Source organism: Gibbsiella dentisursi, assembly GCF_039539505.1.
Classification (GTDB): Bacteria; Pseudomonadota; Gammaproteobacteria; order Enterobacterales; family Enterobacteriaceae; genus Gibbsiella; species Gibbsiella quercinecans.
In genome coordinates, this window is the sequence record NZ_BAABDG010000002.1 from 1,506,046 (window position 1) to 1,531,545 (window position 25,500).

The following is a 25,500-nucleotide window of genomic DNA, read 5'->3' on the forward strand; positions in this document are numbered from 1 at the left end:
CGATGTTATTAGTGTTAGATTGCTAATCATTGGTTGTTTATTCTTTCACCATGGGCTTTGCCGTATAAAAGTTTGTTTAACCGCAAGCCGTGCGCTTAGGGCGGTGTGTGGCGCTTGCAGCTCACATTCGCCAGATATTCATTAGGGCGCTTTCACGTTAGCCCCAGGAATAAAACGGCGCCATAAAAAGTGCCTCCGATAATAAGTCGGCGAACCTTAGCCCTGTTGGCAGCGAATTCAGGGCCTGTGTGAATATTGCAGCGTTGCTTGATTCGCAGCGTTGTGAATGGTGGCCTGATAACCAGGCCTGGCTCCAACGCCATGATGGTATGGCGATAATAAAATGGGGTAATAATATGACCAACATCACAAAACCATCGCTCCTGGCTGCCGGCGTTATTGCCGCGCTGGCCGGGGCCGGCAGCATAAACGCATTAGCTGCAGAGGTTCCTTCGGGAGTGCAACTGGCCGAAAAACAGGAAATCGTCAAAAACAACGGCGCGGAGGTGCAGTCGCTTGATCCGCACAAGATTGAAGGCGTGCCGGAAAATAACGTCACCCGCGATCTGATCGAAGGCCTGGCGAATAACGATCTCAACGGTGCCATCGTACCCGGCGTGGCGGAAAGCTGGGACAACCAGGATTTTAAGGTTTGGACTTTCCACTTACGCAAAGATGCCAAATGGTCTAATGGCCAGCCGGTGACGGCGCAGGATTTTGTTTATAGCTGGCAACGGATCGTTGATCCGCAAACGGTGTCACCCTATGCCAGCTATCTGCAATCTGCTCATGTGGTAAACGTTGATGACATTATCGCCGGCAAAAAAGACAAATCGACGCTGGGGGTAAAAGCGCTCGACGATCATACCTTCCAGGTCACCTTAAGCGAGCCGGTGCCTTACCTGGTGGAAATGACCCCGCACTATGCGATGAAGCCGGTTTATAAAGAGGCGGTGGAAAAATACGGTGAAAAATGGACCTTGCCGCAGAACTATGTCAGCAACGGCGCCTACAAGTTGAAAGAGTGGGTGGTTAACGAGCGCATTGTGCTAGAGCGTAACCCTGAATATTGGGATAACGCGAAAACCGTGATCAACAAGGTGACTTTCCTGCCGATAACCTCCGAGGTTACTGACGTTAACCGTTATCGGGCCGGTGAAATTGATATGACCTATAACTATTTGCCGATTGAACTGTTCCAGAAGCTGAAAAAAGATATCCCCAACGAGCTGCACGTCGATCCTTACCTGTGCACCTATTATTACGAAATGAACACCCAGAAAGCGCCGTTTACCGACGCCCGCGTGCGCGAAGCGCTGAAACTGGGGCTCGATCGCGACATCATCGTTAATAAAGTCAAAAACCAAGGCGAATTGCCCGCCTACAGTTTTACTCCGCCTTATACCGACGGCGCTAAACTCACCCCGCCGGCGTGGTTTGGCTGGACGCAGGAGCAGCGTAATGAAGCGGGCAAAAAGCTATTGGCGGAAGCCGGCTATGGCCCTGGCAAACCGCTGACCTTCTCGCTGCTGTACAACACCTCTGATTTGCACAAGAAACTGGCGATTGCCGCCGCGGCCATCTGGAAGAAAAATTTAGGCGTGAACGTCAAACTGGAAAACCAGGAGTGGAAAACGTTCCTGGATACCCGCCATCAGGGCACCTTTGATGTTGCGCGTGCGGGCTGGTGTGCAGATTACAACGAGCCAAGCTCATTCGTGAATATCATGCAGTCAAACAGCAGCAGCAATACCTCGCACTACAAAAGCGCGGCCTACGATCGCCTGATATCGGATGTTTTAACCGTAAAAACCAAAGATGAGCGTGCCGCTCTGTATCAGAAAGCGGAAACGCAGCTGGATCAGGATTCGGTGATCGTGCCGGTCTATTACTATGTCAATACCCGGCTGGTGAAACCCTATGTCGGCGGCTATACCGGCAAAGATCCGCTTGATAACGTGTACGATAAAAACCTGTACATCATCAAGCATTGATACGGTCAGCGCCGGCGGCGTTTACCGCTGGCGCACAAGGCAATAAGAAGCCGTTATCAGGCTGCAAAGGGCTAAGGCAATGCTTAAGTTTATATTTCGTCGTTTATTGGAAGCGATCCCGACGCTGTTTATCTTGGTCACCCTGTCATTTTTCATGATGCGGTTGGCGCCCGGTAGCCCGTTCACCGGGGAGCGGAGCTTGCCGCCCGAGGTGATGGCCAACATTGAAGCCAAATACCATTTAAACGATCCGCTCTGGAAACAGTACGGCCAGTATTTGGCGCAGTTGGCGCATGGGGATTTTGGCCCTTCATTCAAATACAAAGACTATTCGGTTAACGATCTGGTGGCGGCCTCTTTCCCGGTGTCCGCCAAACTCGGGGCTGCGGCATTCTTGCTGGCGGTGATCCTCGGGGTGAGCGCGGGGGGGGTGGCTGCGCTAAAGCAGAATAGCAAATGGGATTACACCGTGATGGGGCTGGCCATGACCGGCGTGGTGATCCCCAGCTTTGTGGTGGCGCCGTTGCTGGTGCTGATCTTCGCCATCATCCTGAAATGGCTGCCGGGCGGGGGGTGGAACGGCGGTGCGCCGAAGTTTATGATCCTGCCGATGGTGGCGCTTTCGCTGGCTTATATTGCCAGCATTGCGCGCATTACGCGTGGCTCGATGATAGAAGTGCTGCATTCCAATTTTATCCGCACCGCCCGTGCCAAAGGCCTACCAATGCGGCGCATTATTTTGCGCCATGCGCTGAAACCGGCGCTGCTGCCCGTGTTGTCGTACATGGGGCCGGCGTTCGTCGGCATTATTACCGGTTCGATGGTGATTGAAACGATATTTGGCCTGCCGGGCATCGGCCAGCTGTTCGTTAACGGGGCGCTAAACCGAGATTACTCGCTGGTGTTAAGCCTGACGATTCTGGTCGGCGCTTTGACCATTCTGTTCAATGCGATTGTTGATGTGCTGTATGCCGTCATCGATCCGAAAATACGTTATTAATCGGAGCGCCGGTATGATCCTAAAGAAAAAAAACGGCGCGGCTTTGGCGCAGTTTAGCGAACAACTCGACGTGGAAGGGCGCAGCCTATGGCAAGACGCCCGCCGCCGTTTTATGCACAACCATGCGGCGGTTGGCAGCCTGGTGTTGCTGGCGTTGATCGCACTGTTTGTGGTGTTGGCGCCGTGGCTATCGCCCTTTCGCTATGACGATACCGATTGGGAAATGATGTCGGCCGCGCCGAACCTGGCCTCCGCCCACTATTTCGGCACCGACTCCTCCGGTCGTGATTTGCTGGTGCGTGTGGCGATTGGCGGGCGTATTTCGCTAATGGTCGGCATTGCGGCCGCGCTGGTGGCGGTGATCGTCGGCACGCTGTATGGCTCGCTGTCCGGCTATCTTGGCGGCAAGATCGATTCGCTGATGATGCGGCTGTTGGAAATCCTCAATTCTTTCCCGTTTATGTTTTTCGTTATTTTGCTGGTGACCTTTTTCGGCCAAAACATCCTGCTGATTTTTGTGGCGATCGGCATGGTTTCCTGGCTGGACATGGCGCGTATCGTGCGTGGGCAGACGCTGAGCCTTAAGCGCAAGGAGTTCATTGAAGCGGCGCAGGTGAGCGGGGTGTCGACTCGCAACATCGTGCTGCGCCACATTGTGCCCAACGTGCTGGGTGTGGTGGTGGTTTACGCTTCCCTGCTGGTGCCGAACATGATTTTGTTTGAGTCCTTTCTTAGCTTCCTGGGGCTCGGCACGCAGGAGCCATTGAGCAGCTGGGGCGCGCTGCTGAGCGACGGCGCCAACGCAATGGAGGTGTCTCCCTGGCTGCTGATGTTCCCGGCGGCCTTTCTGATTGTCACTCTGTTCTGTTTCAACTTTATCGGCGATGGCCTGCGCGATGCCCTCGATCCGAAAGACCGCTAAGGAGTGCCATGATGAGCACGATTGACCATCTAATGCCGCCAACATCTACGCCGCCGCTGCTGGCGGTGAATGATTTGCGGGTGCGTTTTTCAACCCAGGACGGCGACGTTACCGCCGTGAACGCACTGAACTTTGAACTGGATTGGGGGGAAACGCTGGGGATTGTCGGTGAGTCCGGCTCCGGCAAATCGCAAACGGCTTTTGCGCTGATGGGGCTACTGGCCGGCAATGGGCATATCACCGGTTCGGCAACCTTTAACGGCCGCGAAATTCTAAACCTGCCGGAACGCCAGCTCAATAAACTGCGCGCGCAGGAAATCGCGATGATCTTTCAGGATCCGATGACGGCGCTCAATCCCTATATGCGCGTCGGTGAACAACTGATGGAAGTGCTGATGCTGCACAAGCACATGGGCAAAAGCGCAGCGTTCGACGCCGCGGTGCGCATGCTGGACGCGGTGAAAATGCCCGAGGCGCGCAAGCGCATGCGCATGTACCCGCATGAGTTCTCCGGCGGGATGCGCCAGCGCGTGATGATCGCCATGGCGTTGTTGTGCCAGCCGAAGCTGCTAATTGCCGATGAGCCGACCACCGCGCTGGATGTGACCGTGCAGGCGCAGATCATGGCGTTGCTGCGAGAGTTGAAGCGGGAGTTTAATACCGCCATCATCATGATCACGCACGATCTGGGCGTGGTGGCCGGCATCTGCGATAAGGTGCTGGTAATGTACGCCGGCCAGACGATGGAGTACGGCAGTGCGCGCGACGTCTTTTATTCGCCGAGCCACCCGTATTCGATTGGGTTGCTGAATGCGGTGCCGCGTCTGGACGCCGAAGACGGATCCCTGGTGACCATCCCCGGCAATCCGCCCAATTTGCTGCGGTTGCCCAGCGGGTGCCCGTTCCAGCCGCGTTGCCCGTATGCGACTGAACAGTGCGCCAGTATGCCGCCGTTAACGCCGTTTGCAAAAGGGCGCCGGCGTGCCTGTTTTAAACCGACGGAGGCGCTGGTATGAGCACGGTAAATGATAAGGCGGTGCTGCTGGAGGTGGACGATCTGAAGGTCCATTTTCTTGTGCATGATGCCAAACGCTGGTTCTGGCAGCCGGCGAAAACCCTGAAAGCGGTGGATGGCGTTACGCTGCGCCTGCTCGCCGGGGAAACGCTCGGCGTGGTGGGGGAGTCCGGCTGCGGTAAATCCACCCTTGCCCGCGCGTTGATCGGCCTGGTGAAGGCCACCGGCGGCCGCGTCAGCTGGCTTGGAAAAGACATGCTCGGCCTGAGCGCGGCCGAATTGCACCGGGTCCGTGGCGATATCCAGATGATATTTCAGGATCCGCTGGCGTCGCTAAACCCGCGGATGACCATCGGCGAAATCATCGCGGAGCCGCTGGGCACGTATTTCCCTAAGATGCCTCGCCAGGAGGTGAAAGCCAAGGTCAAGGCGATGATGCAGAAGGTGGGCCTGCTGCCGAACCTGATTAACCGCTATCCACACGAGTTTTCCGGCGGGCAGTGCCAGCGCATCGGTATTGCGCGGGCGTTGATTCTGGAGCCGCGGCTGGTGATCTGCGATGAGCCGGTCTCGGCGCTGGATGTGTCCATTCAGGCGCAGGTGGTGAACCTATTGCAGCAGTTACAGCGTGAGATGGGGCTGACGCTGATTTTTATTGCACACGATCTGGCGGTGGTTAAACACATTTCCGATCGCGTACTGGTGATGTATTTGGGGCATGCGGTGGAGTTGGGAAGTTACGAGGAGGTCTACAATAATCCGTTGCACCCCTATACCAAAGCGTTGATGGCGGCGGTGCCAATCCCGGATCCGGATAAGGAAAGAGATAAACAGGTGCAACTGCTGGTAGGTGAACTGCCATCGCCGATTAACCCGCCTTCCGGCTGTGTGTTCCGCACCCGTTGCCCGATTGCCGGGCCGGAGTGCGCGGCTACGCGCCCGTTGTTGGAGGGCAGTTTCCGCCATGCGGTTTCCTGCCTGAAAGTAGATCCGCTCTAGGCGGATGTGGCAACGGCCTGCCTGCTTAACGTGGGGCAGGCCCTTAACGGCGTGCGCTGATAGCGGCTATTCTTTCCACAAGATATGGCAGAGCTTGTGATCTTTTTCGCGGCAGATCAGCACGCGGGCGAACACGTCGTTGATGGGTTCGCCGTCAGCTTCCGCCAGCCCAATCACCACTTCGGCAAAGAAATCGGGGTTCAGATCGTAATCCACGTGCTCGTGCCAGTCTTCCGCGGGATCATACAGTTCGGCGCCGCCGCGTTCTTCAAACTGCAGGTTGAACAGCAGAATATCCGCCGGATCCAGATTATCGCCGGCGAGCTCGAGGAAAATGTCGTAAGCCTGTTCCAGCGTTTCGTCTTCGGTAAGGCGGTTATTCAAATCCATAAATAAAATCCTGAGAAAAATGATTTGGCGTTATTAAAGCACGCCCGCCGCCGCTTTTACAGCAATGGACTGAAAAAGTAGAACAGGCGTTCAACGATACGGTGCCAGAAGGGCCGCTTCAGCCATTGGGCGGGATCCAGCAACTGTGAGCGGGCGATATAATCATCCTGCACGCAGGCCAGGTCGCTGCCGAAGCCGTCATCGTCGATAACCAGTGTGATCTCAAAGTTAAGCCACAGGCTGCGCATGTCCAGGTTAACCGTGCCGACCAGGCTAAGCTGGCCGTCGACCAACACGCTTTTGGTATGCAACAGGCCGCCTTCGAACTGATAGATTTTCACCCCGGCTTCCAGCAGCTCGGAGAAGAACGCGCGGCTGGCCCAACGCACCAGCATGGAGTCGTTTTCGCGCGGCACAATAATACTGACGTCTACGCCGCGTAGCGCAGCGGTACAAATGGCGTGCAGCAGATCGTCGCTGGGCACAAAATAGGGCGTCGTCATAATGAGCTGCTCACGAGCGGCATATACCGCCGTCAGCAGGGCCTGGTGGATCATCTCTTCCGGGAAGCCGGGGCCGGAGGCGATCACCTGGATCGTATGGCCGCTTTCCTGTTCGAACGGCATGATGTTGACGTCTGGCGGCGGTGGCAGAATACGCTTGCCGGTTTCAATTTCCCAGTCGCAGGCATAGACGATCCCCATGGTGGTGGCCACCGGGCCTTCCATGCGCGCCATCAGATCCACCCACTGGCCGACGCCGGCATCCTGTTTGAAGTAGCGCGGATCCACCATGTTCATACTGCCGGTATAGGCAATATAGTTGTCGATCAATACCACTTTGCGGTGCTGGCGCAAATCCATCCGGCGTAAAAACACGCGGAACAGGTTGACCTTGAGCGCCTCGACGACCTCGATGCCGGCATTGCGCATCATGCCCGGGTAGGCGCTGCGGAAAAATTGCAGGCTGCCGGCAGAATCTAGCATCAGGCGACAGTGCACGCCGCGCCGGGCGGCGGCCATCAGCGATTCGGCAACCTGATCCACCAGCCCGCCTGGCTGCCAGATATAGAACACCATCTCAATATTGTTGCGTGCCAGCCCAATGTCGCGGATCAGCGCGTTGAGCGTTGTATCGGTGGTGGTCAGCAGTTGCAGCTGGTTGCCTTTTACGCCGTCGATGCCCTGGCGACGGTTGCACAATTCGAACAGCGGGCTTGCCACCTCGCTGTATTCGGTGGCGAAAATTCGGCGGCTCTCTTTCAGTTCGCTCAGCCAACGGGCGGTGGAGGGCCACATCGCTTTCGCACGTTCAGCCCGGCGTTTGCCCAAATTTAATTCGCCAAACGACAAATACGCCACGATGCCAAACAGTGGCAGAATATAAATGATCAGCAACCAAGCCATGGCGGAGGGTACGGCGCGGCGTTTCATCAAAATGCGTAACGTCACACTGGCGATCAGTAGCCAGTAGCCAAATACCAATAACCAACTGACTACGGTATAAAATGTTGTCATAAAGGCGAAATATCCTGTTCGCAAACCACCAATGATGAGTGTATGCACAGATTGGAAAAAGAGGGAAACCCTTTCCGGCACTTAATTCTGTTGCAACGCCCAGGCGGCGCCCAGGGCGCGATTACGCGCCGCCTGCGCCGAAATACGTCACTGCGTAACAAAGAGTCTATTTATAACATAAATATGATTGACTTAAGGAACTTACCTACGGTGAAAGCGGGTGTTTTACCGTTGTATTTTAGCACGCTACCGATTTATCCGTGACTTGGCTCACGAATGGAAAGGGCTATAATGCATGCGCTTGGCATAGCGAGGGAAAGATATGAGACACAGTCGTAATGAAGTGGGCCGTTGGCGTATGCTGCGCCAGCAGCAGCGCCGCCGCCATCGTTGGCTGGAGCGCCAGTCGTGCAGTAACCGCCATATTCTGCGGGTGCGGCATCGGCTGGACGGGCAGCATCGCCGCTCGCTGTTGTTCGCGGTTGCCTGCGAGTGGTAGCAAACAAACAGTCCCTTATGGGACTGTTTGCTTTTCACCGGGAATTATTTACCCAGGTAGGCGTTCAGCATCCAGACCTGTTTTTCCTGTTCTTTGATATAGTCGCTCATCAGGGAAGAGGTGCCTTCATCGCCGGCTTCCGCCGCCAGGGCCAGCAGTTCACGCTGTTGAGTCAGCAAGATGGAGTAACCGTCCAGCAGGCCACCCAGCGTGCCCTTATCATCAGTGACGTTGGTATCTTCTTTGATATCTGCAGTTTTCAGATAGTCACTGAATGCATGGCGTGGTTGATAACCCAGCGTCAGGATACGTTCCGCCAGTTCATCCACTTTCGTCAGCAGATCGTTATAGGTTTCTTCAAATTTGACGTGGAGTTCAAAGAAATGCGGGCCGGAAATATTCCAGTGATAGCCGCGCACGTTCATATAGAGCACCTGATAGTTGGCCAGCAGCGCGTTCAGCGCTTCAGACAGTTTTGCAGAGTGTTTCGCATCCAGTCCAATGTGGGTTTTTGCTGACTTTTTCGTCGTTGCCATAATAATCTTCTCCTGATTATTGGTTCCGGTGGTTTACACAGATAAAGGACCATACAAACACGGTAACGGGACATGCTTAACCCTGGCGTGTATCGGCGTGTTCAATCTATAACGCAAACTCCGGAAACAGTGTACGCACAATGCCTTAACGGAAAAAGCGTCTTTTTGCTGTTGGCGCTATTGGCCGCCTGAACCGCTGAATTATTCAGGTAACGCCGTTGCGGGTGATGCTGCAATGGACGTGGTCTTTTAACGGCATAATTCAAGGATTCACACCCTTATTATTGCGCGTGCTATTGGAAAATAAGTGTAAAAACAGGTAATTGTATTCATATGAATGTGTGTTACTTACTTTATGGCATGGTGAAATGAAAAAAAGCTTAATAACGCTCGTCGGGCTGTTGGCATTAACCAGCGCGTTTTCGGCAATGGCCGACCGCTGTATTGAAACCCGGGCAGGGATCGATATGGGCTCGGGCAGCACCAAGATTCAGGTGGCGCAGGTGGATATTTGCCGGCAAACGCTGGGCAAGGTGTTATATGAAGATCAGCGTCCGGTAGGCTTTAACGCCGATCTGGCCAAATCGACCAATAACCAACTGGGCAGCGCCATCCAGCAACAAGGACTGGCCGCGTTGAGGGCGCTGGTGACGAAGGCGCAAAGCTTCCACCCGCAGCGCATCACCGGCGTGGCGACGGCGGTATTTCGTTCGGCGGCCAACGGCCAACAGGTCATTGACTCTTTTAACCAACAGCTCGGCGTGCAACTGAAGGTCATTTCCCAGCAGGAGGAGGCCGAACTGGGGTTCCTGTCGGCGAAGGCGGCGTTGCATGATCATCGCCTGCGCAATGAGGATCTGCTGGTTTGGGATATCGGCGGCGGCTCAATGCAAATGACGGCCTTTCGCCAGCAGGGGGGCCAGACGGTCACTGATATCTATCAGGGCAAGCTGGCTTCAGTTACCCTGAAAGACTTCATCACTCTGGTGTTGCAAAACAAAGATCCGCAGGCAGACAGTACGCCGAACCCGATTGGTTCGCTGCGCAATACGGTGCTGCGTTACGTGGCGTTTTATGCCCGCACCCACGTTAGCCCGCAAATTAAACAAGATATCAAAACCCGCCGGGTGATCGGCATTGGCGGTGTGCATGGCTATTCGATCAAAGCGCAGGTGCAGCCCGTGGGCAACACCTATACCCAGGCCGATCTGGCGCGCGTGGGGCAACGCCAGGTATGGAAAGGGGATTCGGAACTGGCCGGGGATTACCGCGCGACCGACGTCAGTAATCTGTTACTGGTGGAAGGCTTTATGCAGGCGTTGGCGATCCCGCAGGTGACCATCGTGAAAGCTAGCCTGATTCAGGGGATCCTGATTCAGTAACCTCATATTGATGTGTTAAACGGCAAAAGGCCTCCGAGCGACGGGGGCCTTTTGCGTGATCAGGCCTCCACCAGGCCGGTAAAGCCCATGAAGGCTAACGACATCAGCCCGGCGGTGATCAGCGAGATAGAGGAACCTTTGAACGGGGCAGGAACGTTAGCAACTGCCAGGCGCTCGCGCATTGCCGCGAAAAACACCATCACCAGTGAAAAACCGACGGAAGCGCCAAAGCCGTAGAAGGTGGCTTCCAGAAACGTGTGGCCGACGTTACCGCTGATCAGTGGTACAGCCAGCACCGCGCAGTTGGTGGTGATCAGCGGCAAGAAAATACCCAGTAACCGATACAGTGCCGGGCTGGTTTTGCGCATCATCATTTCGGTGAACTGCACGATCACGGCGCTGATTAGGATATAAACCATAATGCGCAGGTAGGTGAGCTCCAGTGGGATAAGCAGAAAATGGTTTGCCGCCCAACTGAGCATGGCCACCAGGGTGATCACAAACGTCGTCGCCAACCCCATGCCGATAGACATGTCGATATTCTTTGACGCCCCCATAAATGGGCATAGGCCAAGAAACTTGACCAAAACAAAGTTGTTAACCAGAACGGTGCCCACGAACAAAAGGATGTACTCAGACATGGTTTTATCTCGTCATATTTAGAAACATATTATTACGTGATGGGCGAGTAACAACAACCCTGCGCTTGGTGGGGAGGCACGAACGAAAGGCGAGATGATACGGCGTGGAAACAACACGCTTCTATACTGTTGCTATAAAAGCGTGTCGATCCGTTGGAGCATTGCGTCAGTTGAAGGGCTTATCAGAACACTTGTTTGAACGGCTTCACCGTGACCTCACCATAAACCCCCGCAGCAACATAGGGATCCTGCTCGGCCCAGGCTTTGGCTTCGGCTAATGAAGGGAACTCGGCGATCACCGTGGACCCGGTAAAACCGGCGCTGCCGGGATCGCTGCTGTCAATGGCCGGGTTTGGGCCGGCCACCACCAGGCGGCCTTGGTCACGCAGCGCCTGCAGGCGGGCTAGATGGGCCGGGCGTGCGGCCAGGCGGTTTTCCAGTGAGTTGGCAACGTCTTGTGCGTAAATCAGATAAAGCATGTTTAACCTTTAGAATCATTGCTATATAACGGTAAAAGCAAGGTAGCGCAAAATATGCGCCAAGGGAACGATTTTCACCGGTGCTGGGGGGATGCCTTGAAGCAAGTGTCTTTTATCCGTATCATGCCGCCCGCATGATATATTCAGAAAATGAATGAGAGGTGAGGAAAAATGACGGAACTGGTAAGAGAACAACTCAATTTGCCAGCGGGGAAAAAGAAGCTGTTATTGCACTCTTGCTGCGCGCCCTGTTCCGGAGAGGTGATGGAGGCCATCCAGGCTTCCGGCATTGAGTACACCATCTTTTTCTATAATCCGAACATTCATCCGCAGAAAGAGTATTTGCTGCGTAAAGAAGAAAACATCCGCTTTGCCGAAAAACACGGCGTGCCTATCATCGATGCTGATTATGATACCGATAATTGGTTTGCCCGCGCCAAAGGTATGGAGAATGAGCCGGAGCGCGGCATCCGTTGCACCATGTGTTTTGATATGCGTTTTGAACGCACTGCGCTGTATGCTTATGAACATGGCTTTGACGTCATCTCCAGTTCGTTGGGTATTTCCCGCTGGAAGAATATGCAGCAGGTTAATGATTGCGGTACCCGCGCCGCGCAAAAATACCCGGATTTGATTTACTGGGATTATAACTGGCGCAAGAAGGGCGGATCGTCACGCATGATTGAAATCAGCAAGCGCGAACGCTTTTACCAGCAGGAATACTGTGGCTGCGTCTACTCGCTGCGCGATGCCAACCTGCACCGCAAGTCCCAGGGGCGGCCGTTGATCAAACTGGGCGTATTGTATTACGGTGATGAGGAGTAACGCATCGCGTGCCGGCCGAAAGCACGCTTATTTACTGCCCTAATGAAGATGGGCATCTGCCGCCAGCGGGTGCCGCTTCCTGAGCCGCTCAACCTTTATTCGTTTTTTTTCGTGCGCAGATCGCTAAACGTTCGCTGCATTCCCTTAGGCTGGCCAAAAAGTCGCCGGCGGCTTCCGACATTTTTTTGTTTTATATCAGTGCATAGCGTTGCCGGATGCTTCAGCATAGAAAGCCTCTTGATTCATGAGGGAGTGTGTCGCGCCAACCAGCAACGCAGGGCGGCGTGATAACGAGTCAGTTCATTTTGCCGGCTTTTCCGTTTACCTCCCCAGAAAAGGTTAAAACTCCGTGTCATCGCGTTAAAAGCCAGGTTATAAACGGCGCAATAACCTTGTTAACTACAGGTTTTAACGGCAAATAATCATGATTAAAGCGATAGTTTGCCTTTCGTTATTGAATATGATTGCTATTTGCATTTAAACTTGGCGAATCCGAGGAAACAGAATCATTATGCCGCTAAAAAAGATGTTGCCTATTCGCCGTTTGTCAGTGCCGATTGTTCTTTCCGTTGGCTTACACAGTGCCCTGGTGGCCGGTTTACTCTATGCGTCCGTGAAGCAGGCCATGGAGCTACCAAGGCTGGAAGAGGCGCCTATCAGCGTCATGATGGTGAATTCCGAAACCATGACGGAACCGCCGCCGCCGTCCGCTGCAGAACCTGAGCCACAGCCGGTGGAGCCGCAACCGGTTGTGGACCCTGAGCCAGAACCAGAACCCGAGCCGGAGGTCGTGCAAGAACCGCCGCCGCCGGTGCCGGTGGCTATTCCTAAACCTGAACCGGAAAAACCGAAGCCCAAGCCAAAACCGAAGCCAAAGCCGAAGGTTGAAAAGGCGATAAAACGCGAACAAAAACGCATTGCGCCACCGAGTGATCCTTCGCCGTTTGAGAATAATGCGCCGAGCAACGCGTTGGCGCATGCGCCGGTCAAGCAGGCGCCGAACGCGCCGGTGCAGGGGGATTCACTTGATGTTGCGCCGCGGGTCATCAGCCAGGTAAAACCGACTTATCCGATGCGTGCGCGTGCCTTGCAGATTGAGGGCCGGGTTCGGGTGCAGTTTGATATCGACAGCGACGGCCGCGTGGATAACGTGCGTATTCTGTCTGCAGAGCCGCGTAATATGTTTGAACGTGAGGTTCGCCTGGCGCTGCGCAAGTGGCGCTATGAAGGTAGAACAACTAAGAATCACACAATTAATATTGTGTTCAAGCTTGATGGCACAACGACGGTCAACTGAGTCTGTCCGGTTGTCATAAAAAAGGGCCGCATTAAACTGCGGCCCTTTTTCGTGGCGAAAGCTGGCGTTTATTCGCCGCTATCGCTGCGGAAGTTCCTTTTGCCATCCGGCAACGGGCGCGAGTGGCCTTCGTCGTCAACGGCGACATAGGTAAACACCGCTTCGGTGGCGCGGTAGCGCTGGCCGATAGGCGCCGAAGAAACCTTCTTCACCCACACTTCAACATTGATGGTGATTGAGCTGCGCCCGGTGCGTATGCACTGGGCATAGCAGCAGATGACGTCCCCCACGGCGACCGGCTTCAGGAAGGTCATTCCGTCAACGCGCACGGTCACCACGCGCCCCTCTGCAATCTCCTTTGCCTGAATCGCACCGCCAATGTCCATTTGCGACATGATCCAACCGCCGAAGATATCGCCGTTGGCATTGGTATCAGCCGGCATCGCTAATGTTCGTAATACCAGCTCACCGCTGGGTAAAGGTCGTTGTTGTGTCATCGCTTTCCGCTTTGATAACGTGGTTCAAAAAAGCCCGCCGGTGAGCGGGCATTATGCAGGGGGCTACTTCTTCTGTTCTGTTGGCATATGTTTATAAATATAGACGCCGCTGAGCAAGGTGAAGACCAGCATCAGCGCCGTCAGGCCGAACACTTTAAAATTGACCCAAACGCTTTGTGGCAGCCAGAAGGCAACATAAATGTTCGCCAGGCCACAGGCCAGGAAAAAAAGCGCCCAGGCCAGGTTAAGGTTGTTCCACACGCGATCGGGCAGCGTTAGCTCTTTGCCCAACATGCGCTGGACCAGCGGTTTTTTCAGCACCAGTTGGCTTATCAGCAACGCCAGTGCGAACAGCGTATAAATAACCGTTACTTTCCATTTAATAAACAGATCGTTGTGGAACACCACGGTCAGGGTGCCGAACACGGCCACCATGATGAAGGTGATGAGCGTCATTTTCTCTACCTTGCGGTATTTAACCCAGGTAAAGACCAACGCCAACGCCGTGGCGGCAATCAAGGCGCCGGATGCAACGTAGATATCGTAGAGCTTATAAAAAGCAAAAAAGACGATGAGTGGGAGGAAATCAAGAAATTGCTTCATAAATCAATCCATCATTTGTTCATCGGCAGACTATACCGGATTCGGCTGTGTCTGTGTACCGCAGGCAAACGCTGATTATCGGCGTTTATTTATGGGAATTCCGCAGGGCCGGCGAATATTTGCATAACCTTACGATTGTATCTGCTGGCCGCCAGCACAGCGCGAAAGCCCCAAATAACGAGGGCACGTCGCTTGACGTGCCCTGGCGTGGCAAAATCGTTGTTAGCCGCGCAGCAGCATATACAGCCGGAACAGATAAATCAGCAGCAGCGCTGAAATCAGATTGCTGAGCGCGGTTAGCACCACGCTGGCAATGTTTGGCGTTATCGCCGACAGATGGCTGACCAGAAACAGCACCAGCAGCTTCGCCGCCAGCCACAACATCATGGCCGGCACAATCACGCGCGCGTTGGCAAAGGCCAACTTGCTGCTTTGCTTCAGCGAAGCAAATACGCCTTTTTTATCTGCGGTGGCAATCACCGGCGCTAACGAGAACGCGACCGCCAAAATAACCCCGGGCACCACAAACAGCATCAGGCCGAGCTGGATCAGCAAGGTGCCGATAAACAGCAACAGCAGCAGGCGCGGTAAGATAGGAGCAGAAATACCGATTGCGCGCAGCGCGCTGGTCTGTACCCCTTCAGACACCAGGCGGATAAGCGTTAGCATCCCGCCAACCAACAGAACATTCCCCACCAGCGCAGAGACGGTAGCGGCGGCGGAAACCTTCAGCAACACCATTTGCTGCTCGGGCGACATCTGTTGGATGATTTCCTGGATCCCAATCCCGGTTGAGGACGTAAAGTCATTTTCCGCCGTTGTCAGGATCTGTAACTGTTCCGCACTCGGGCTGAATACCTGGTTGAGCAGGACAGAAATAAACGCGGTTAACAGCGCCAGCAGCAAAATGCTGACCAGTTGGTTGCGGAAAAAGTTAAAACTGTCACGGTACAACGTGTTGGCCGTGATAGGCATGCAGACTCCTTGGCATTAAGAACAGAGATAAGTAGGGCAGCGCCATCTGGCCGCCGCAGGGGAACGATTTCAACGCGCGTTTTTACCCGTCGCCTGCCAGGAGTAGCCCTGGCAAAAGACGACAGTTTTTACTGCCAGCGGGTGAAATGGTTACGCCCCACAACGGTGCACTGCTGTAGCGGTGATTGTACCCTGTTCCGCTTCGCTGTGGCACCCCATCAGTGGTACAGCGCTGATTTCTTCAGCAGCGTTGGGGCTGGGCAGGGGCAGCGGTTTTTCCACCGGCAAAGGCGGCAGGCCGTAACGTGCACGTGCACGATCGCAGGCCTCGTTGCGCAGGCCGTTCAGGCCGGATTGGTCAAACTCCCGGCAGGGGGACGGGCGGTTGAGGTAAATAGAACAGGAAACGGCTTTGCCGATCTCGCCGTCCAACGCGGTACAACGGGGGGATTTGCTGTTCGTCCCCTGCATACAACGCAGAAACGGGGTGAGCGGCTCGGTTAACGACGCGGGGACAACGCCGCCGCCGTCATCGGCTTCAGCCCAGTAAAATGATACGCGGAAATAGGCGCAACAGGCGCCACAGCTAACACAGGGATTATTGAGTTCGCTCATCTTGATTGCCCACCGACTCCTCACGGCCACCAACCAAAACCAACATCGATGCAAGACGTTACTCAGAGGCCGAATGTTTAGCAACTGAAATTTCACGGGGCGCACTATTTGCTATAAACCGTGATTTTTGATGTAGATCAATCCGCTATTTATTAGTGTGTTAGGTAACCTTGTTTTCAGTGGGAATTTAAATTTTTACCCATAAGATGTGATCTCGATTGGATCATAAATACCCGTTAGCAGGTATATTCGTTGAAACTTTAACCACACAAATGGAATGGATAATGAAAAAGACAACTCTGGTGGTACTGGCGGCCATGATGTCGCCGATGTTGGCAAGTGCGCATCAGGCCGGTGATTTCTTGTTCCGCGCCGGCACCGCGACCGTTCGGCCTACTACGGGGTCTGATGACGTGCTCAATCAAGGCTCATTCGATGCGAACAACAATACCCAGCTTGGGCTGACCTTCGGTTACATGGTCACGGATAATATCGGCGTGGAATTGCTGGCCGCGACGCCGTTTCGCCATAAGGTCTCGCTGCATGGTTCGGGAGTGAGTGGCGATATCGCAACCATCCATCACTTGCCGCCAACCCTGATGGCGCAGTATTACTTTGGCGATCGGCAGGATAAACTGCGCCCGTATCTGGGCGTCGGCGTGAACTACACCATGTTCTTTGATGAAAAATTCAATGACACCGGTAAAGAAGCCGGGTTGAGTAACCTGAGCCTGAAGAATTCATGGGGCGTTGCGGCGCAGGCCGGGCTGGATTACAACCTGGATGAGCATTGGCTGCTGAATATGTCGGTCTGGTGGATGAATATCGAAACGAAAGTCCGCTTTGACGATAATGCCGGTGGTCATCACAGCATTGATACCCGGTTGGATCCGTGGGTGTTTATGTTTGGGGCCGGTTATCGCTTTTGATGCAGAATACCTACATGGGGAGGCGCAGTATTGCGCCTCCTGTTTAACGCTACTTGACTCGCATGTCGTTCGCCACGGTTCTGACGCCGGCCACGCCGCGGGTGATTTGAATCGCCCGGTTCGCATCGGCCTGCGAGCTGACGAACCCGCTTAATTGTACCCGTCCTTTAAACGTTTCTACGTTGATTTCCGTGGATTTTATTCCTTTATCTGCCAGCAAGGCTGATTTTACTTTGGTGGTAATGACGGTATCGTCGATATAGCCGCCGGTCCCTTCCGATTTTGCCGTCGGTGCGCAGGCGCTAACCGCTACGGCCACCAGGGCCGCCATGCATAAGGCCGAAATGGTCTTAAATAGCTTCATAAATTACTCTCCATGCAATGTTATTGTTTGAAACTACGCTCGGTTTTTAACCTGCCGTTTTTGCTTGTTTAAGCGAAAAGAGGTAGGACCCAGAGTATTGTGGAACAGGAAACGCGGAAGTTCAAATAGGCGTGCCGATGCGGCGGGGAAAACTGCGGGCAGCGGGCTGCCCACAGGGGATGCGTCAGGCGCGGGTTGCGGCCTTCATTTCACTGACGAATTTACCCAGTTTGGCCAGCATCTCTGCCGGTTGCGCCTGGTTTTGTTCAATGATTTTTACAATTGCCGAGCCGGAGATGGCGCCGGCGGCGCCCGCTTGCAGCGCCGCGCGTACCTGTGCCGGCTCGGAAATGCCAAAGCCCTGCAGCGGCGGGGCGGCGTGGTATTCACGCAGCGTGTCCACCAGATGATGCAATGGCAACTGCGCCCGGCTTTCGGTGCCGGTGACCCCGGCGCGTGACAGCAGGTAGGTGTAACCACGGCCATGGGATGAAATTTCACGCAACAAATCGTCACTGGCGTTCGGCGGGCAGATAAAGATCGGGGCGATGCCGTGGCGCAGCGCTGCGGCGCGGAACGGCGCGGATTCTTCAAACGGCACGTCAGCGATCAACACCGAATCAACGCCCACCTCGGCGCAGCGCGCATAGAACGCGTCGATGCCTTTGTGGAATACCAGGTTGGCATACATCAGCAGGCCGATGGGCATATCGGGGTGCTTTTGGCGGATCGCCGCCAGCATCTCGAAGCAGTGCGTAGGCGTTACCCCGGCGGCAAAGGCGCGCAGCGCCGCGCTCTGAATGGTCGGCCCATCCGCCAGTGGATCGGAGAACGGGATGCCCAGCTCCAGCGCGTCGGCGCCGTTTTCTACCAGGGTATCGATAATCTGCAGCGACAGGGCCGGGTTAGGATCGCCCAGCGTCACGAACGGCACGAACGCACCTTCCTTGTTGCTTGCCAGGCGTTTAAACAGTTGCTGATAACGTTCCATCAAATTTCTCCCCGTGCTTTCAGAATGTCGTGAACGGTAAATATGTCTTTGTCGCCGCGGCCAGACAGGTTGACCACCAAAATTTGCTCTTTCTGCGGCGTTTCACGGATCATTTTCAGCGCATGCGCCAGAGCGTGGGAGGATTCCAGCGCGGGAATAATCCCTTCATGGCGGGAAAGCGCTTTGAAGGCATCCAGGGCTTCATCATCGGTGACGGAAACGTATTCCGCACGGCCGATGCTGTTCAGATGCGCGTGCTGCGGCCCCACGGAAGGGAAGTCCAGCCCGGCGGAAATGGAATACGATTCTTCGATTTGCCCTTCAGAGGTCTGCATCATCGGGGATTTCATGCCGAAGTAGATACCGACCTGGCCATGCTTAAGCGGTGCGCCGTGCTGGCCGGTTTCAATCCCAAGGCCAGCCGGCTCCACGCCGATCAGGCCAACGCCCGGCTCATCGATAAAGTCTGCAAACATGCCGATGGCGTTGGAACCGCCGCCAACGCACGCCAGCACGGCATCCGGCAGGCGCCCTTCGCGTTCCAAAAGCTGCGCTTTGGTTTCTTCGCCGATCATGCGCTGAAATTCGCGGACGATCGTCGGGTAGGGGTGCGGGCCGGCCGCGGTGCCGAGCATGTAGTGGGCGGTTTCATAGCTGCCGGACCAGTCGCGCAGCGCCTCGTTGCAGGCGTCTTTCAGCGTGGAGGAACCGTTGTGCACCGGGATCACTTCGGCGCCCATCAGGCGCATACGGAACACGTTGGGTGACTGACGTTCCGCATCCTTGGCGCCCATATACACGCGGCACTTCAGGCCGAGCAGGGCGCTGGCGAGTGCAGACGCCACGCCGTGCTGGCCGGCGCCGGTTTCTGCGATGATCTCGGTTTTCCCCATGCGCTTGGCGAGCAACGCCTGGCCCAACACCTGGTTGGTTTTGTGCGCGCCGCCGTGCAGCAGATCTTCGCGCTTCAGATACAGCTTGGTTTTGGTGCCGGCCGTCAGGTTTTTGCACAGCGTCAGCGCAGTGGGGCGCCCGGCGTAGTTTTTCAGCAGATCGTTGAATTCCGCCTGGAACGCCGGATCGCGCTGGGCACTGACAAAGGCTTCTTCCAGTTGTTGCAGCGCGGGCATCAGAATTTGCGGCACATACATGCCACCAAATTCACCGAAATAGGGGTTAAGCAGCGTCATTTTTTTTCCCGTCTTATCCATTAATTAGAATGATTGTGAATCAGTAAGCGCGTAGCGTCTGAAAAACCGCGGCCAGAAGATTGGCATCTTTGATGCCCGGTTCGCTTTCCACGCCGGAGTTGAAATCCAGCCCGGCGCAGCCTAGCTGCGCGGCCGCAACGCAGTTGTCGGCGCTTAACCCGCCGGCCAGCATGACGTTATCCAGTTTCTCGCCGTGCAACATGGCCCAGTCGAAGCGTTGCCCGCTGCCGCCGGCACCGTTATCCAACAGATAGCGATCCACCTGCTGCAGGTTACGCGCCGGCAGACTGTCTTTCACACTCAGCGCCTTCCAGATCTGGCATTCGGCTGGCAGTTCGGCCCGCAGCGCGTTGATATAGGCCTGGTCTTCCGCACCGTGCAACTGCACCGCGCGCAGCCCAAGCTGGCTGGCGGTTTGCGCCACGGTGCTCACTGGCGCATCGCAGAACACACCGACGTACTTCAGCGGCGCGCCGGCGATGATGCTGCGCGCACGGACAATATCCACGCAGCGCGGCGAGCGTTCGACGAAAATCAGCCCGCCGTAGTTAGCACCCGCCTGTTCAGCGGCGGCGGCGTCCTGCGGCCGGGTCAGCCCACACACCTTGTTATCGCCAAGCAGCACCTTGCGCACCGCAGCGCGCAGATTATCTTCGGCCATCAGCGCGCTGCCAATCAGGAAGCCGTTGGCGAAGCGGCTAAGTTCGCGCACGTGGCCATAGCTGTTGATGCCGGACTCGCTGATTACCGTCACGCCGTGCGGCACGCGCGGCGCCAGGCTGCGGGTGCGATCCAGGTTAATGCTGAGATCCCGCAGATCGCGGTTATTGATACCTACCACGCGGGCACCCAGTGCGATCGCGCGTTGCAGCTCTTCTTCACTGATCACTTCGGTCAGCACGCCCATCTTCAGGCTATGCGCTACGGCGGCGAGCTGACGGTATTGATCGTCATCGAGTACCGAGAGCATCAGTAAAATCGCATCGCCCTGGTAATAGCGCGCCAGGTAGATCTGATAGGGATCGATGATGAAGTCTTTGCACAATACCGGCTGCGTTACCGTTTTGCTCACTTGCGTGAGGAACTCGAAATTGCCTTGAAAATACTTCTCATCGGTCAGCACGGAAATCGCCGAGGCGTAATCTTTGTAGACCGTAGCGATGCTGACCGGATCGAAGTCTTCACGGATCAACCCTTTGGAAGGGGATGCCTTTTTACATTCGAGAATAAACGCCGTTTTGCTGCCCTGCAGCGCATGGTAGAAACTGCGTGTGCTGGGGGTTATCTGGTTTTGAAAGCTGGCCAGCGGCTGTTGTTGCTGTCGTGCTGCGATCCATTGCGCTTTGTCACGAACAATTTTGTTGAGCACGGTTTCCTGCATCATTTATCCTCTTGCTGCCAATGCGGTCACACGCTGGTAAGCCTGCCCGCTATGTATCATGTCCAATGCCTGCTGTGCGTTCTGCCGCAGGTCTTCATTACCGAAAAGTTTCAGCAGCAACGCCACGTTGGCGGCCACTGCGGCGGCATGCGCCGGCTCGCCCTTACCTTGTAACAACCGTGCCAGAATGTCACGGTTTTCTTCCGGAGAGCCGCCCTGCAACGCCTCCAGCGGGTAGGTTTGCAGGCCGAATGATGCCGGGTTCAGTGTATAGCTTTCAATCACGCCGTTATTGAGTTCGGCCACGTGGGTGGTGGTATGGATCGCCACTTCATCCATGCCGCCGCCGTGAACCACCGCTGCACGTTGGTAACCCAGCACGCGTAGAGTTTCAGCGATCGGCAACACCAATTCCGGGCTATAGACGCCAATCAGTGCCAGCGGTGGGCGCGCCGGGTTAATCAGCGGGCCCAGCACGTTGAAAAGGGTGCGGGTTTTCAGCTGTTGGCGCACCGGCATCGCATGACGGAACCCGGTGTGATACTGCGGGGCGAACAGAAAGCAAACGCCCAGATCGTCCAGCGCCTGACGGGCTTCTTCCGCCGGCAGGTCAAGCCGGATACCGAAGGCGGCCAGCAGATCGGAAGAGCCAGAACGGCTGGAAACGCTGCGGTTGCCGTGTTTCGCCACTTTTGCTCCGCAGGCTGCCGCCACAAACGCGCTGGCGGTGGAAATATTGATGCTGTTGGTGCCGTCGCCGCCGGTGCCGACAATATCGGCGAACAGGTAGTCCGGCCGCGGGAATGGCTTGGCGTCCGCCAGCAGCGCCTGCGCCGCGCCGGCAATCTCTTCCGGACGTTCGCCGCGGATTTTCATGCTGATCAGCGCCGCCGCCAGTTGGCTGTTTTCCAACTCGCCGCGCACGATGCCGCCGAACAGCTGTTGGCTTTCCTGCTGGCTTAGCGGCTGGGCGCCGTACAGTTTTTCAAGAATAGGTTGCATGGTGGTCACTCCTGTCTTTATTTCGCCAGCGCCCAGGCCAGCGTTTGCTCCAGCAAACGCGCGCCGTGGGTGGTCAGAATCGATTCCGGGTGGAACTGGAAGCCGCAAACGCGTTGCGCGTCATTGCGCACCGCCATCACCATTTCGCCAAAGTGCGCGTTGACGGTCAGTTCGGCGGGAATGTTGCTGCCGACCAGTGAGTGGTAACGGGCCACCGGCAACGGGTTAACCATGCCGGCAAACATGCCTTCGCCGTCATGGGTAATCGGCGATGCCTTGCCGTGCAGGATCTCGCCGGCCTGGCCGACATGGCCGCCGTAGGATTCGATAATGGCTTGGTGGCCAAGGCAGATGCCGATAATCGGCAATTGCCCACGCAGGCGTTGCAGCAGTTCCGGCATACAGCCAGCGTCGGCCGGCGTGCCTGGGCCAGGGGAGAGCACCAGCACCGGCTGCTCCATCTGTTGCAGGCGCTCGATGATGGTATCGGCGGCGATCTGGTTACGGTAAACCACCACGCGGTGGCCGCTGGCGCGCAGTTGATCGACCAGGTTGTAAGTAAAGGAATCGACGTTGTCGAGTAACAGAATATCCGCCATCAGAACACCTCCTTGGCCTGATGCGCGCTGGCGATAGCACGCAGCACGGCACGTGCCTTGTTTCTTGTTTCATCGGCTTCCGCTTGCGGAACGGAATCCAGTACCACCCCGGCGCCGGCCTGCACGGTCGCGATCCCGTCTTCAACATACGCCGAGCGGATGACAATACAGGTATCCAGATCGCCATGCGCGGTGAAGTAGCCGACGGCGCCGCCGTAGCTGCCGCGGCGGGAGCCTTCAGACGCAGCGATAAGCTGCATGGCGCGCACTTTCGGCGCGCCGCTGAGCGTGCCCATGTTCATACAGGCCTGATAGGCGTGCAGCACGTCCAGATCTTCACGCAGGGTGCCGACCACGCGCGAGACCAGGTGCATAACAAAAGAGTAACGGTCGACTTTGGTCAGATCGGCGACGTAACGGCTGCCGGCCTGGCAGATGCGCGCCAGGTCATTGCGCGCCAAATCCACCAGCATCAGGTGCTCGGCCAGTTCTTTGTGATCGGTGCGCATTTCCAGTTCGATGCGGCTATCGAGATCCAGATCCAGCGAACCGTCGGCGCGGCGGCCGCGCGGGCGAGTGCCGGCGATCGGGTAGATTTCAATCTGGCGGTTGTTGGCATCGTATTTCAGCGCGCTTTCCGGTGACGCGCCGAACAACGTGAACTCATTATCCTGCATAAAGAACATGTAGGGGCTGGGGTTGTTTTCCTTCAGCGTTTTATACGCCGCCAACGGCGCCGGGCACGGCAGTGAGAAACGGCGGGACGGCACGACCTGGAAAATTTCACCGTGACGAATAGCCTGTTGCAGGGTGCTGACCACGGCACCGTACTCTTCATCGCTTTGGTTGCAACTGAGCTGCATGTCTTCAATCTGTTGCTGAGGGATCGGCAACGGTGTTTGCTTGATTTGCGCCTGTAACTGCTCCAGGCGTTGCTGCAAGCGCTGTTCTTCGCTGGCGTCGGGGGTGAACAGGCTAGCCTGCAGGCGGGTAGTGCGGTGTTGGTGATCCAACACCAGCAAGGTTTCCGCCAGATAGAAGCAAAAATCCGGGCAGCGTTGATCGTGGCGCAGCGCTGGCAGATCTTCGAACCCCGCCACCAGATCGTAGGCGAACAGCCCGCCGAGCAGCATGGCTTCACGCTCATCAACCGGCGTTTCGACCAAGGCCAGCAGGGTGCGCAGCGCATCGAATACCGATAACGAACGCAGGCGCGCGTCTTCGTCCTGCACGCTATCTATGACCGGGAACGTCAGCACGCGGCCATTGGGCAGCACCTGAATCGCCACTTCAGCCGGCAATGCGTTGTCCAGCAGCGGCAATAAGGCCGCGCCGTTGGCGGTCAGCGCCTGGATGGTCACCGTGCGTTCCAGCGCCGTGATGCGCAGCGCACTGTCAACCACCAGCAGGCTTTTTAAATCTTCTTTACTGTTGATCTCGGCCGATTCCAGCAGCAAGGTCGCCGGGCGCGCGCCGCACAGTTGGTTGAACAGACTGGTGGGATCCCCACGGTAGACGGCTTGCGCCGTGAGCAGTTTCAGCTGTGGTTTGGTGTTTATCATGATGATTCCAGTTGAATTTGGTCCATAAAAAAGCCCGCATGCGATGCGGGCTTAGGAAATCTGCAGTGTCAAATGACAGGTATGCGCGATTATACCGCCCGCGGAAGGGAGGTGCGCCACCAACGAAGAAGAGAAGTTTGCTTGCTCATTTATGTGCTCTCTTGAATTATCATTTAACCTGTAACTGGTGTACTAGTTAACTGGTTCAGTGAGGTAAAGTCAACCCCTTTCTGAAGAATGTTTTTGTCTGCCGCTGGCAGCACCTTTGCGGGCGCATAACCGGCGCGGTGAGAATAGATTTCCGTCCGGCCGGGCTTAACGGTTATGATAATCCTCCCAGCCATAGCCGGATATTTCTTTTGACACACACGCCGTTACCTTCTTCAGCATTCACCCTGTACGATCTCCACAGCCACACCACCGCGTCTGACGGCTATCTTTCGCCAACGCAACTGGTGCTGCGGGCGGTGGAAATGCGCGTCGGCGTATTGGCGATTACCGACCATGACACCACCGACGGCCTGGCGGAAGCCGCCGCCGCTATCGCTCACCACCGCTTACCGCTGCAACTGATCAATGGGGTGGAAGTTTCAACCCTGTGGGAAAACCACGAAATACATATTGTCGGGCTGGGTATGGATATCCAGCACCCGGCGCTGCTTCAGCTTTTGGCCGAACAGGCCGAGCGCCGCCGGCAGCGCGCCCAGGCGATCGGCGAACGGCTGGCGAAAGCGCGCATTCCCGGGGCTTATGAGGGCGCCCAGGCGCTGGCGGGCAGCGGCGCGGTAACGCGCGGGCACTTTGCGCGCTACCTGGTACAGTTTGGCGTGGCGGATAATCTGGCGCAGGTTTTCAAGAAATACCTGGCAAAAGGCAAAACCGGTTATGTTCCGCCGCAGTGGTGTACAATAGAACAAGCTATTGATGTGATTCATCAATCCGGCGGCCAGGCGGTCATGGCGCACCCTGGGCGTTACGATTTGTCGGCAAAATGGTTAAAGCGCCTGCTGGCGTATTTCGCCATGCAGGGCGGTGACGCGATGGAAGTGGCCCAGTGCCAGCAGGCGCCGCATGAGCGCAGCCAACTGGCCGCCTACGCGCGGGATTACCAGTTATTGGCTTCCCAGGGGTCTGACTTTCACCAGCCCTGCGCCTGGATCGAACTGGGCCGTAAACTGTGGCTGCCCGGCGGCGTTGAGCCGGTGTGGCGCGATTGGCCGGCGCCAGGCGCCAACAACACAGAACAGATTTAACGCGGGCGGGGCCGCTCGCGAA

Annotated in this window: 25 protein-coding genes, 1 pseudogene and 1 other annotated feature; of the genes and pseudogenes, 11 read left to right on the forward strand and 15 right to left on the reverse strand. The window is 56.1% G+C overall.

Going from position 1 to position 25,500, the window contains the following annotated elements; all coding sequences use genetic code 11:
• The first annotated feature begins 356 nt into the window (after window positions 1-356).
• From oppA to oppF, 5 genes are all read left to right on the forward strand, one after another.
• On the forward strand, window positions 357-1,994 hold the full coding sequence (gene oppA, locus ABFX35_RS07340) for an oligopeptide ABC transporter substrate-binding protein OppA (protein ID WP_095844458.1): 1,638 nt from the start codon (window positions 357-359) through the stop codon (window positions 1,992-1,994).
• Window positions 1,995-2,073: 79 nt separating this feature from the next.
• Window positions 2,074-2,994: an oligopeptide ABC transporter permease OppB gene (gene oppB, locus ABFX35_RS07345; RefSeq protein ID WP_346080084.1), complete on the forward strand. Its 921-nt coding sequence runs from the start codon at window positions 2,074-2,076 to the stop codon at window positions 2,992-2,994.
• Window positions 2,995-3,007: 13 nt separating this feature from the next.
• Window positions 3,008-3,916 carry an oligopeptide ABC transporter permease OppC gene (gene oppC / locus ABFX35_RS07350; RefSeq protein WP_346080086.1) on the forward strand — a complete coding sequence of 303 codons (909 nt, stop codon included), beginning with the start codon at window positions 3,008-3,010 and terminating at the stop codon, window positions 3,914-3,916.
• 11 nt (window positions 3,917-3,927) lie between these two features.
• Window positions 3,928-4,932 (forward strand): ABC transporter ATP-binding protein, encoded by a 1,005-nt coding sequence (oppD, locus tag ABFX35_RS07355; protein WP_346080874.1) that lies wholly within the window; start codon window positions 3,928-3,930, stop codon window positions 4,930-4,932.
• Entirely contained in the window at window positions 4,929-5,930 is a 1,002-nt protein-coding gene (gene oppF, locus ABFX35_RS07360; protein WP_346080088.1) for a murein tripeptide/oligopeptide ABC transporter ATP binding protein OppF, read from the forward strand. Before oppD ends, oppF begins: the two co-directional genes overlap by 4 nt.
• A gap of 66 nt (window positions 5,931-5,996) precedes the next feature.
• Here the strand turns inward: oppF and ABFX35_RS07365 are convergent, their stop codons facing one another.
• Both ABFX35_RS07365 and cls read right to left on the reverse strand, forming a co-directional pair.
• Window positions 5,997-6,320 carry an HI1450 family dsDNA-mimic protein gene (locus tag ABFX35_RS07365; protein WP_346080090.1) on the reverse strand — a complete coding sequence of 108 codons (324 nt, stop codon included), beginning with the start codon at window positions 6,318-6,320 and terminating at the stop codon, window positions 5,997-5,999.
• A gap of 56 nt (window positions 6,321-6,376) precedes the next feature.
• A complete protein-coding gene (cls, locus tag ABFX35_RS07370; RefSeq protein WP_279023160.1) occupies window positions 6,377-7,837 on the reverse strand; it encodes a cardiolipin synthase in 1,461 nt (486 codons plus the stop codon).
• A 322-nt stretch (window positions 7,838-8,159) separates the two neighbouring features.
• Between cls and ABFX35_RS07375 the strand changes: the two genes are divergently transcribed.
• Window positions 8,160-8,336, forward strand: coding sequence for a YciY family protein (locus ABFX35_RS07375; protein ID WP_095848843.1), 177 nt, complete (start codon window positions 8,160-8,162; stop codon window positions 8,334-8,336).
• 44 nt (window positions 8,337-8,380) lie between these two features.
• Here the strand turns inward: ABFX35_RS07375 and ABFX35_RS07380 are convergent, their stop codons facing one another.
• Complete coding sequence (locus ABFX35_RS07380; RefSeq protein WP_121552533.1) at window positions 8,381-8,872, reverse strand: Dps family protein; 492 nt, start codon at window positions 8,870-8,872, stop codon at window positions 8,381-8,383.
• A gap of 368 nt (window positions 8,873-9,240) precedes the next feature.
• Here ABFX35_RS07380 and ABFX35_RS07385 point away from each other — a divergent pair, with 368 nt between their 5' ends.
• Window positions 9,241-10,254 carry a Ppx/GppA phosphatase family protein gene (locus ABFX35_RS07385; RefSeq protein WP_279023164.1) on the forward strand — a complete coding sequence of 338 codons (1,014 nt, stop codon included), beginning with the start codon at window positions 9,241-9,243 and terminating at the stop codon, window positions 10,252-10,254.
• A gap of 59 nt (window positions 10,255-10,313) precedes the next feature.
• Here ABFX35_RS07385 and rsxA read toward each other — a convergent pair whose 3' ends face one another.
• Both rsxA and ABFX35_RS07395 read right to left on the reverse strand, forming a co-directional pair.
• Window positions 10,314-10,895: an electron transport complex subunit RsxA gene (gene rsxA, locus ABFX35_RS07390; RefSeq protein ID WP_279023166.1), complete on the reverse strand. Its 582-nt coding sequence runs from the start codon at window positions 10,893-10,895 to the stop codon at window positions 10,314-10,316.
• Between the two features lie 182 nt (window positions 10,896-11,077).
• Complete coding sequence (locus ABFX35_RS07395) at window positions 11,078-11,374, reverse strand: YciI family protein (protein WP_095848839.1); 297 nt, start codon at window positions 11,372-11,374, stop codon at window positions 11,078-11,080.
• Between the two features lie 171 nt (window positions 11,375-11,545).
• Between ABFX35_RS07395 and ABFX35_RS07400 the strand changes: the two genes are divergently transcribed.
• Together ABFX35_RS07400 and ABFX35_RS07405 are read left to right on the forward strand one after the other, a co-directional pair.
• Window positions 11,546-12,199, forward strand: a complete 654-nt coding sequence (locus tag ABFX35_RS07400; protein WP_279023168.1) for an epoxyqueuosine reductase QueH — start codon at window positions 11,546-11,548, stop codon at window positions 12,197-12,199.
• A 511-nt stretch (window positions 12,200-12,710) separates the two neighbouring features.
• Window positions 12,711-13,496 (forward strand): energy transducer TonB, encoded by a 786-nt coding sequence (locus ABFX35_RS07405; protein WP_346080094.1) that lies wholly within the window; start codon window positions 12,711-12,713, stop codon window positions 13,494-13,496.
• Between the two features lie 68 nt (window positions 13,497-13,564).
• On the opposite strand, the gene yciA is transcribed toward ABFX35_RS07405, so the two are convergent.
• The 4 genes from yciA to ABFX35_RS07425 all read right to left on the reverse strand — a co-directional run bounded on the left by yciA (window position 13,565) and on the right by ABFX35_RS07425 (window position 16,186).
• Complete coding sequence (yciA, locus tag ABFX35_RS07410) at window positions 13,565-13,993, reverse strand: acyl-CoA thioester hydrolase YciA (protein WP_095848836.1); 429 nt, start codon at window positions 13,991-13,993, stop codon at window positions 13,565-13,567.
• Between the two features lie 63 nt (window positions 13,994-14,056).
• On the reverse strand, window positions 14,057-14,596 hold the full coding sequence (locus ABFX35_RS07415; protein ID WP_279023172.1) for a septation protein A: 540 nt from the start codon (window positions 14,594-14,596) through the stop codon (window positions 14,057-14,059).
• A gap of 222 nt (window positions 14,597-14,818) precedes the next feature.
• Window positions 14,819-15,571 (reverse strand): YciC family protein, encoded by a 753-nt coding sequence (locus ABFX35_RS07420; RefSeq protein ID WP_279023174.1) that lies wholly within the window; start codon window positions 15,569-15,571, stop codon window positions 14,819-14,821.
• A gap of 150 nt (window positions 15,572-15,721) precedes the next feature.
• Complete coding sequence (locus tag ABFX35_RS07425) at window positions 15,722-16,186, reverse strand: YkgJ family cysteine cluster protein (RefSeq protein ID WP_279023176.1); 465 nt, start codon at window positions 16,184-16,186, stop codon at window positions 15,722-15,724.
• 284 nt (window positions 16,187-16,470) lie between these two features.
• Between ABFX35_RS07425 and ompW the strand changes: the two genes are divergently transcribed.
• Entirely contained in the window at window positions 16,471-17,115 is a 645-nt protein-coding gene (gene ompW / locus ABFX35_RS07430) for an outer membrane protein OmpW (protein ID WP_279023178.1), read from the forward strand.
• 49 nt (window positions 17,116-17,164) lie between these two features.
• On the opposite strand, the gene ABFX35_RS07435 is transcribed toward ompW, so the two are convergent.
• From ABFX35_RS07435 to ABFX35_RS07465, 6 genes and pseudogenes are all read right to left on the reverse strand, one after another.
• Window positions 17,165-17,479, reverse strand: coding sequence for a BON domain-containing protein (locus ABFX35_RS07435; protein WP_095848831.1), 315 nt, complete (start codon window positions 17,477-17,479; stop codon window positions 17,165-17,167).
• Between the two features lie 184 nt (window positions 17,480-17,663).
• Window positions 17,664-18,470 (reverse strand): tryptophan synthase subunit alpha, encoded by an 807-nt coding sequence (gene trpA, locus ABFX35_RS07440; protein ID WP_121552539.1) that lies wholly within the window; start codon window positions 18,468-18,470, stop codon window positions 17,664-17,666.
• Window positions 18,470-19,660 carry a tryptophan synthase subunit beta gene (gene trpB / locus ABFX35_RS07445; RefSeq protein ID WP_279023181.1) on the reverse strand — a complete coding sequence of 397 codons (1,191 nt, stop codon included), beginning with the start codon at window positions 19,658-19,660 and terminating at the stop codon, window positions 18,470-18,472. Before trpB ends, trpA begins: the two co-directional genes overlap by 1 nt.
• 40 nt (window positions 19,661-19,700) lie before the next feature.
• Complete coding sequence (gene trpCF / locus ABFX35_RS07450; protein ID WP_346080876.1) at window positions 19,701-21,062, reverse strand: bifunctional indole-3-glycerol-phosphate synthase TrpC/phosphoribosylanthranilate isomerase TrpF; 1,362 nt, start codon at window positions 21,060-21,062, stop codon at window positions 19,701-19,703.
• Between the two features lie 3 nt (window positions 21,063-21,065).
• Window positions 21,066-22,663: pseudogene (trpD, locus tag ABFX35_RS24245) on the reverse strand (bifunctional anthranilate synthase glutamate amidotransferase component TrpG/anthranilate phosphoribosyltransferase TrpD).
• Window positions 22,663-24,225: an anthranilate synthase component 1 gene (locus tag ABFX35_RS07465; RefSeq protein ID WP_279023185.1), complete on the reverse strand. Its 1,563-nt coding sequence runs from the start codon at window positions 24,223-24,225 to the stop codon at window positions 22,663-22,665. Before ABFX35_RS07465 ends, trpD begins: the two are co-directional and overlap by 1 nt.
• A gap of 24 nt (window positions 24,226-24,249) precedes the next feature.
• Window positions 24,250-24,353 (reverse strand) — a sequence feature (Trp leader region).
• A gap of 231 nt (window positions 24,354-24,584) precedes the next feature.
• Here ABFX35_RS07465 and rnm point away from each other — a divergent pair.
• A complete protein-coding gene (gene rnm / locus ABFX35_RS07470) occupies window positions 24,585-25,478 on the forward strand; it encodes an RNase RNM (protein ID WP_346080100.1) in 894 nt (297 codons plus the stop codon).
• Window positions 25,479-25,500: the final 22 nt, after the last annotated feature.

Excerpts from the sequence above, each read along its gene's own strand:
- yciA (WP_095848836.1), bottom strand. The coding sequence starts at position 13,993 with ATGACACAACAACGACCTTTACCCAGCGGTGAGCTGGTATTACGAACA.
- ABFX35_RS07365 (WP_346080090.1), bottom strand. The coding sequence starts at position 6,320 with ATGGATTTGAATAACCGCCTTACCGAAGACGAAACGCTGGAACAGGCT.
- ompW (WP_279023178.1), top strand. The coding sequence starts at position 16,471 with ATGAAAAAGACAACTCTGGTGGTACTGGCGGCCATGATGTCGCCGATG.
- ABFX35_RS07435 (WP_095848831.1), bottom strand. The coding sequence starts at position 17,479 with ATGAAGCTATTTAAGACCATTTCGGCCTTATGCATGGCGGCCCTGGTG.
- ABFX35_RS07420 (WP_279023174.1), bottom strand. The coding sequence starts at position 15,571 with ATGCCTATCACGGCCAACACGTTGTACCGTGACAGTTTTAACTTTTTC.
- oppF (WP_346080088.1), top strand. The coding sequence starts at position 4,929 with ATGAGCACGGTAAATGATAAGGCGGTGCTGCTGGAGGTGGACGATCTG.
- ABFX35_RS07415 (WP_279023172.1), bottom strand. The coding sequence starts at position 14,596 with ATGAAGCAATTTCTTGATTTCCTCCCACTCATCGTCTTTTTTGCTTTT.
- oppB (WP_346080084.1), top strand. The coding sequence starts at position 2,074 with ATGCTTAAGTTTATATTTCGTCGTTTATTGGAAGCGATCCCGACGCTG.
- ABFX35_RS07385 (WP_279023164.1), top strand. The coding sequence starts at position 9,241 with ATGAAAAAAAGCTTAATAACGCTCGTCGGGCTGTTGGCATTAACCAGC.
- oppC (WP_346080086.1), top strand. The coding sequence starts at position 3,008 with ATGATCCTAAAGAAAAAAAACGGCGCGGCTTTGGCGCAGTTTAGCGAA.
- trpA (WP_121552539.1), bottom strand. The coding sequence starts at position 18,470 with ATGGAACGTTATCAGCAACTGTTTAAACGCCTGGCAAGCAACAAGGAA.
- rsxA (WP_279023166.1), bottom strand. The coding sequence starts at position 10,895 with ATGTCTGAGTACATCCTTTTGTTCGTGGGCACCGTTCTGGTTAACAAC.
- ABFX35_RS07465 (WP_279023185.1), bottom strand. The coding sequence starts at position 24,225 with ATGATAAACACCAAACCACAGCTGAAACTGCTCACGGCGCAAGCCGTC.
- cls (WP_279023160.1), bottom strand. The coding sequence starts at position 7,837 with ATGACAACATTTTATACCGTAGTCAGTTGGTTATTGGTATTTGGCTAC.
- ABFX35_RS07400 (WP_279023168.1), top strand. The coding sequence starts at position 11,546 with ATGACGGAACTGGTAAGAGAACAACTCAATTTGCCAGCGGGGAAAAAG.
- ABFX35_RS07425 (WP_279023176.1), bottom strand. The coding sequence starts at position 16,186 with ATGAGCGAACTCAATAATCCCTGTGTTAGCTGTGGCGCCTGTTGCGCC.
- ABFX35_RS07395 (WP_095848839.1), bottom strand. The coding sequence starts at position 11,374 with ATGCTTTATCTGATTTACGCACAAGACGTTGCCAACTCACTGGAAAAC.
- ABFX35_RS07405 (WP_346080094.1), top strand. The coding sequence starts at position 12,711 with ATGCCGCTAAAAAAGATGTTGCCTATTCGCCGTTTGTCAGTGCCGATT.
- trpCF (WP_346080876.1), bottom strand. The coding sequence starts at position 21,062 with ATGCAGGAAACCGTGCTCAACAAAATTGTTCGTGACAAAGCGCAATGG.
- oppA (WP_095844458.1), top strand. The coding sequence starts at position 357 with ATGACCAACATCACAAAACCATCGCTCCTGGCTGCCGGCGTTATTGCC.
- ABFX35_RS07380 (WP_121552533.1), bottom strand. The coding sequence starts at position 8,872 with ATGGCAACGACGAAAAAGTCAGCAAAAACCCACATTGGACTGGATGCG.
- oppD (WP_346080874.1), top strand. The coding sequence starts at position 3,928 with ATGAGCACGATTGACCATCTAATGCCGCCAACATCTACGCCGCCGCTG.
- trpB (WP_279023181.1), bottom strand. The coding sequence starts at position 19,660 with ATGACGCTGCTTAACCCCTATTTCGGTGAATTTGGTGGCATGTATGTG.
- ABFX35_RS07375 (WP_095848843.1), top strand. The coding sequence starts at position 8,160 with ATGAGACACAGTCGTAATGAAGTGGGCCGTTGGCGTATGCTGCGCCAG.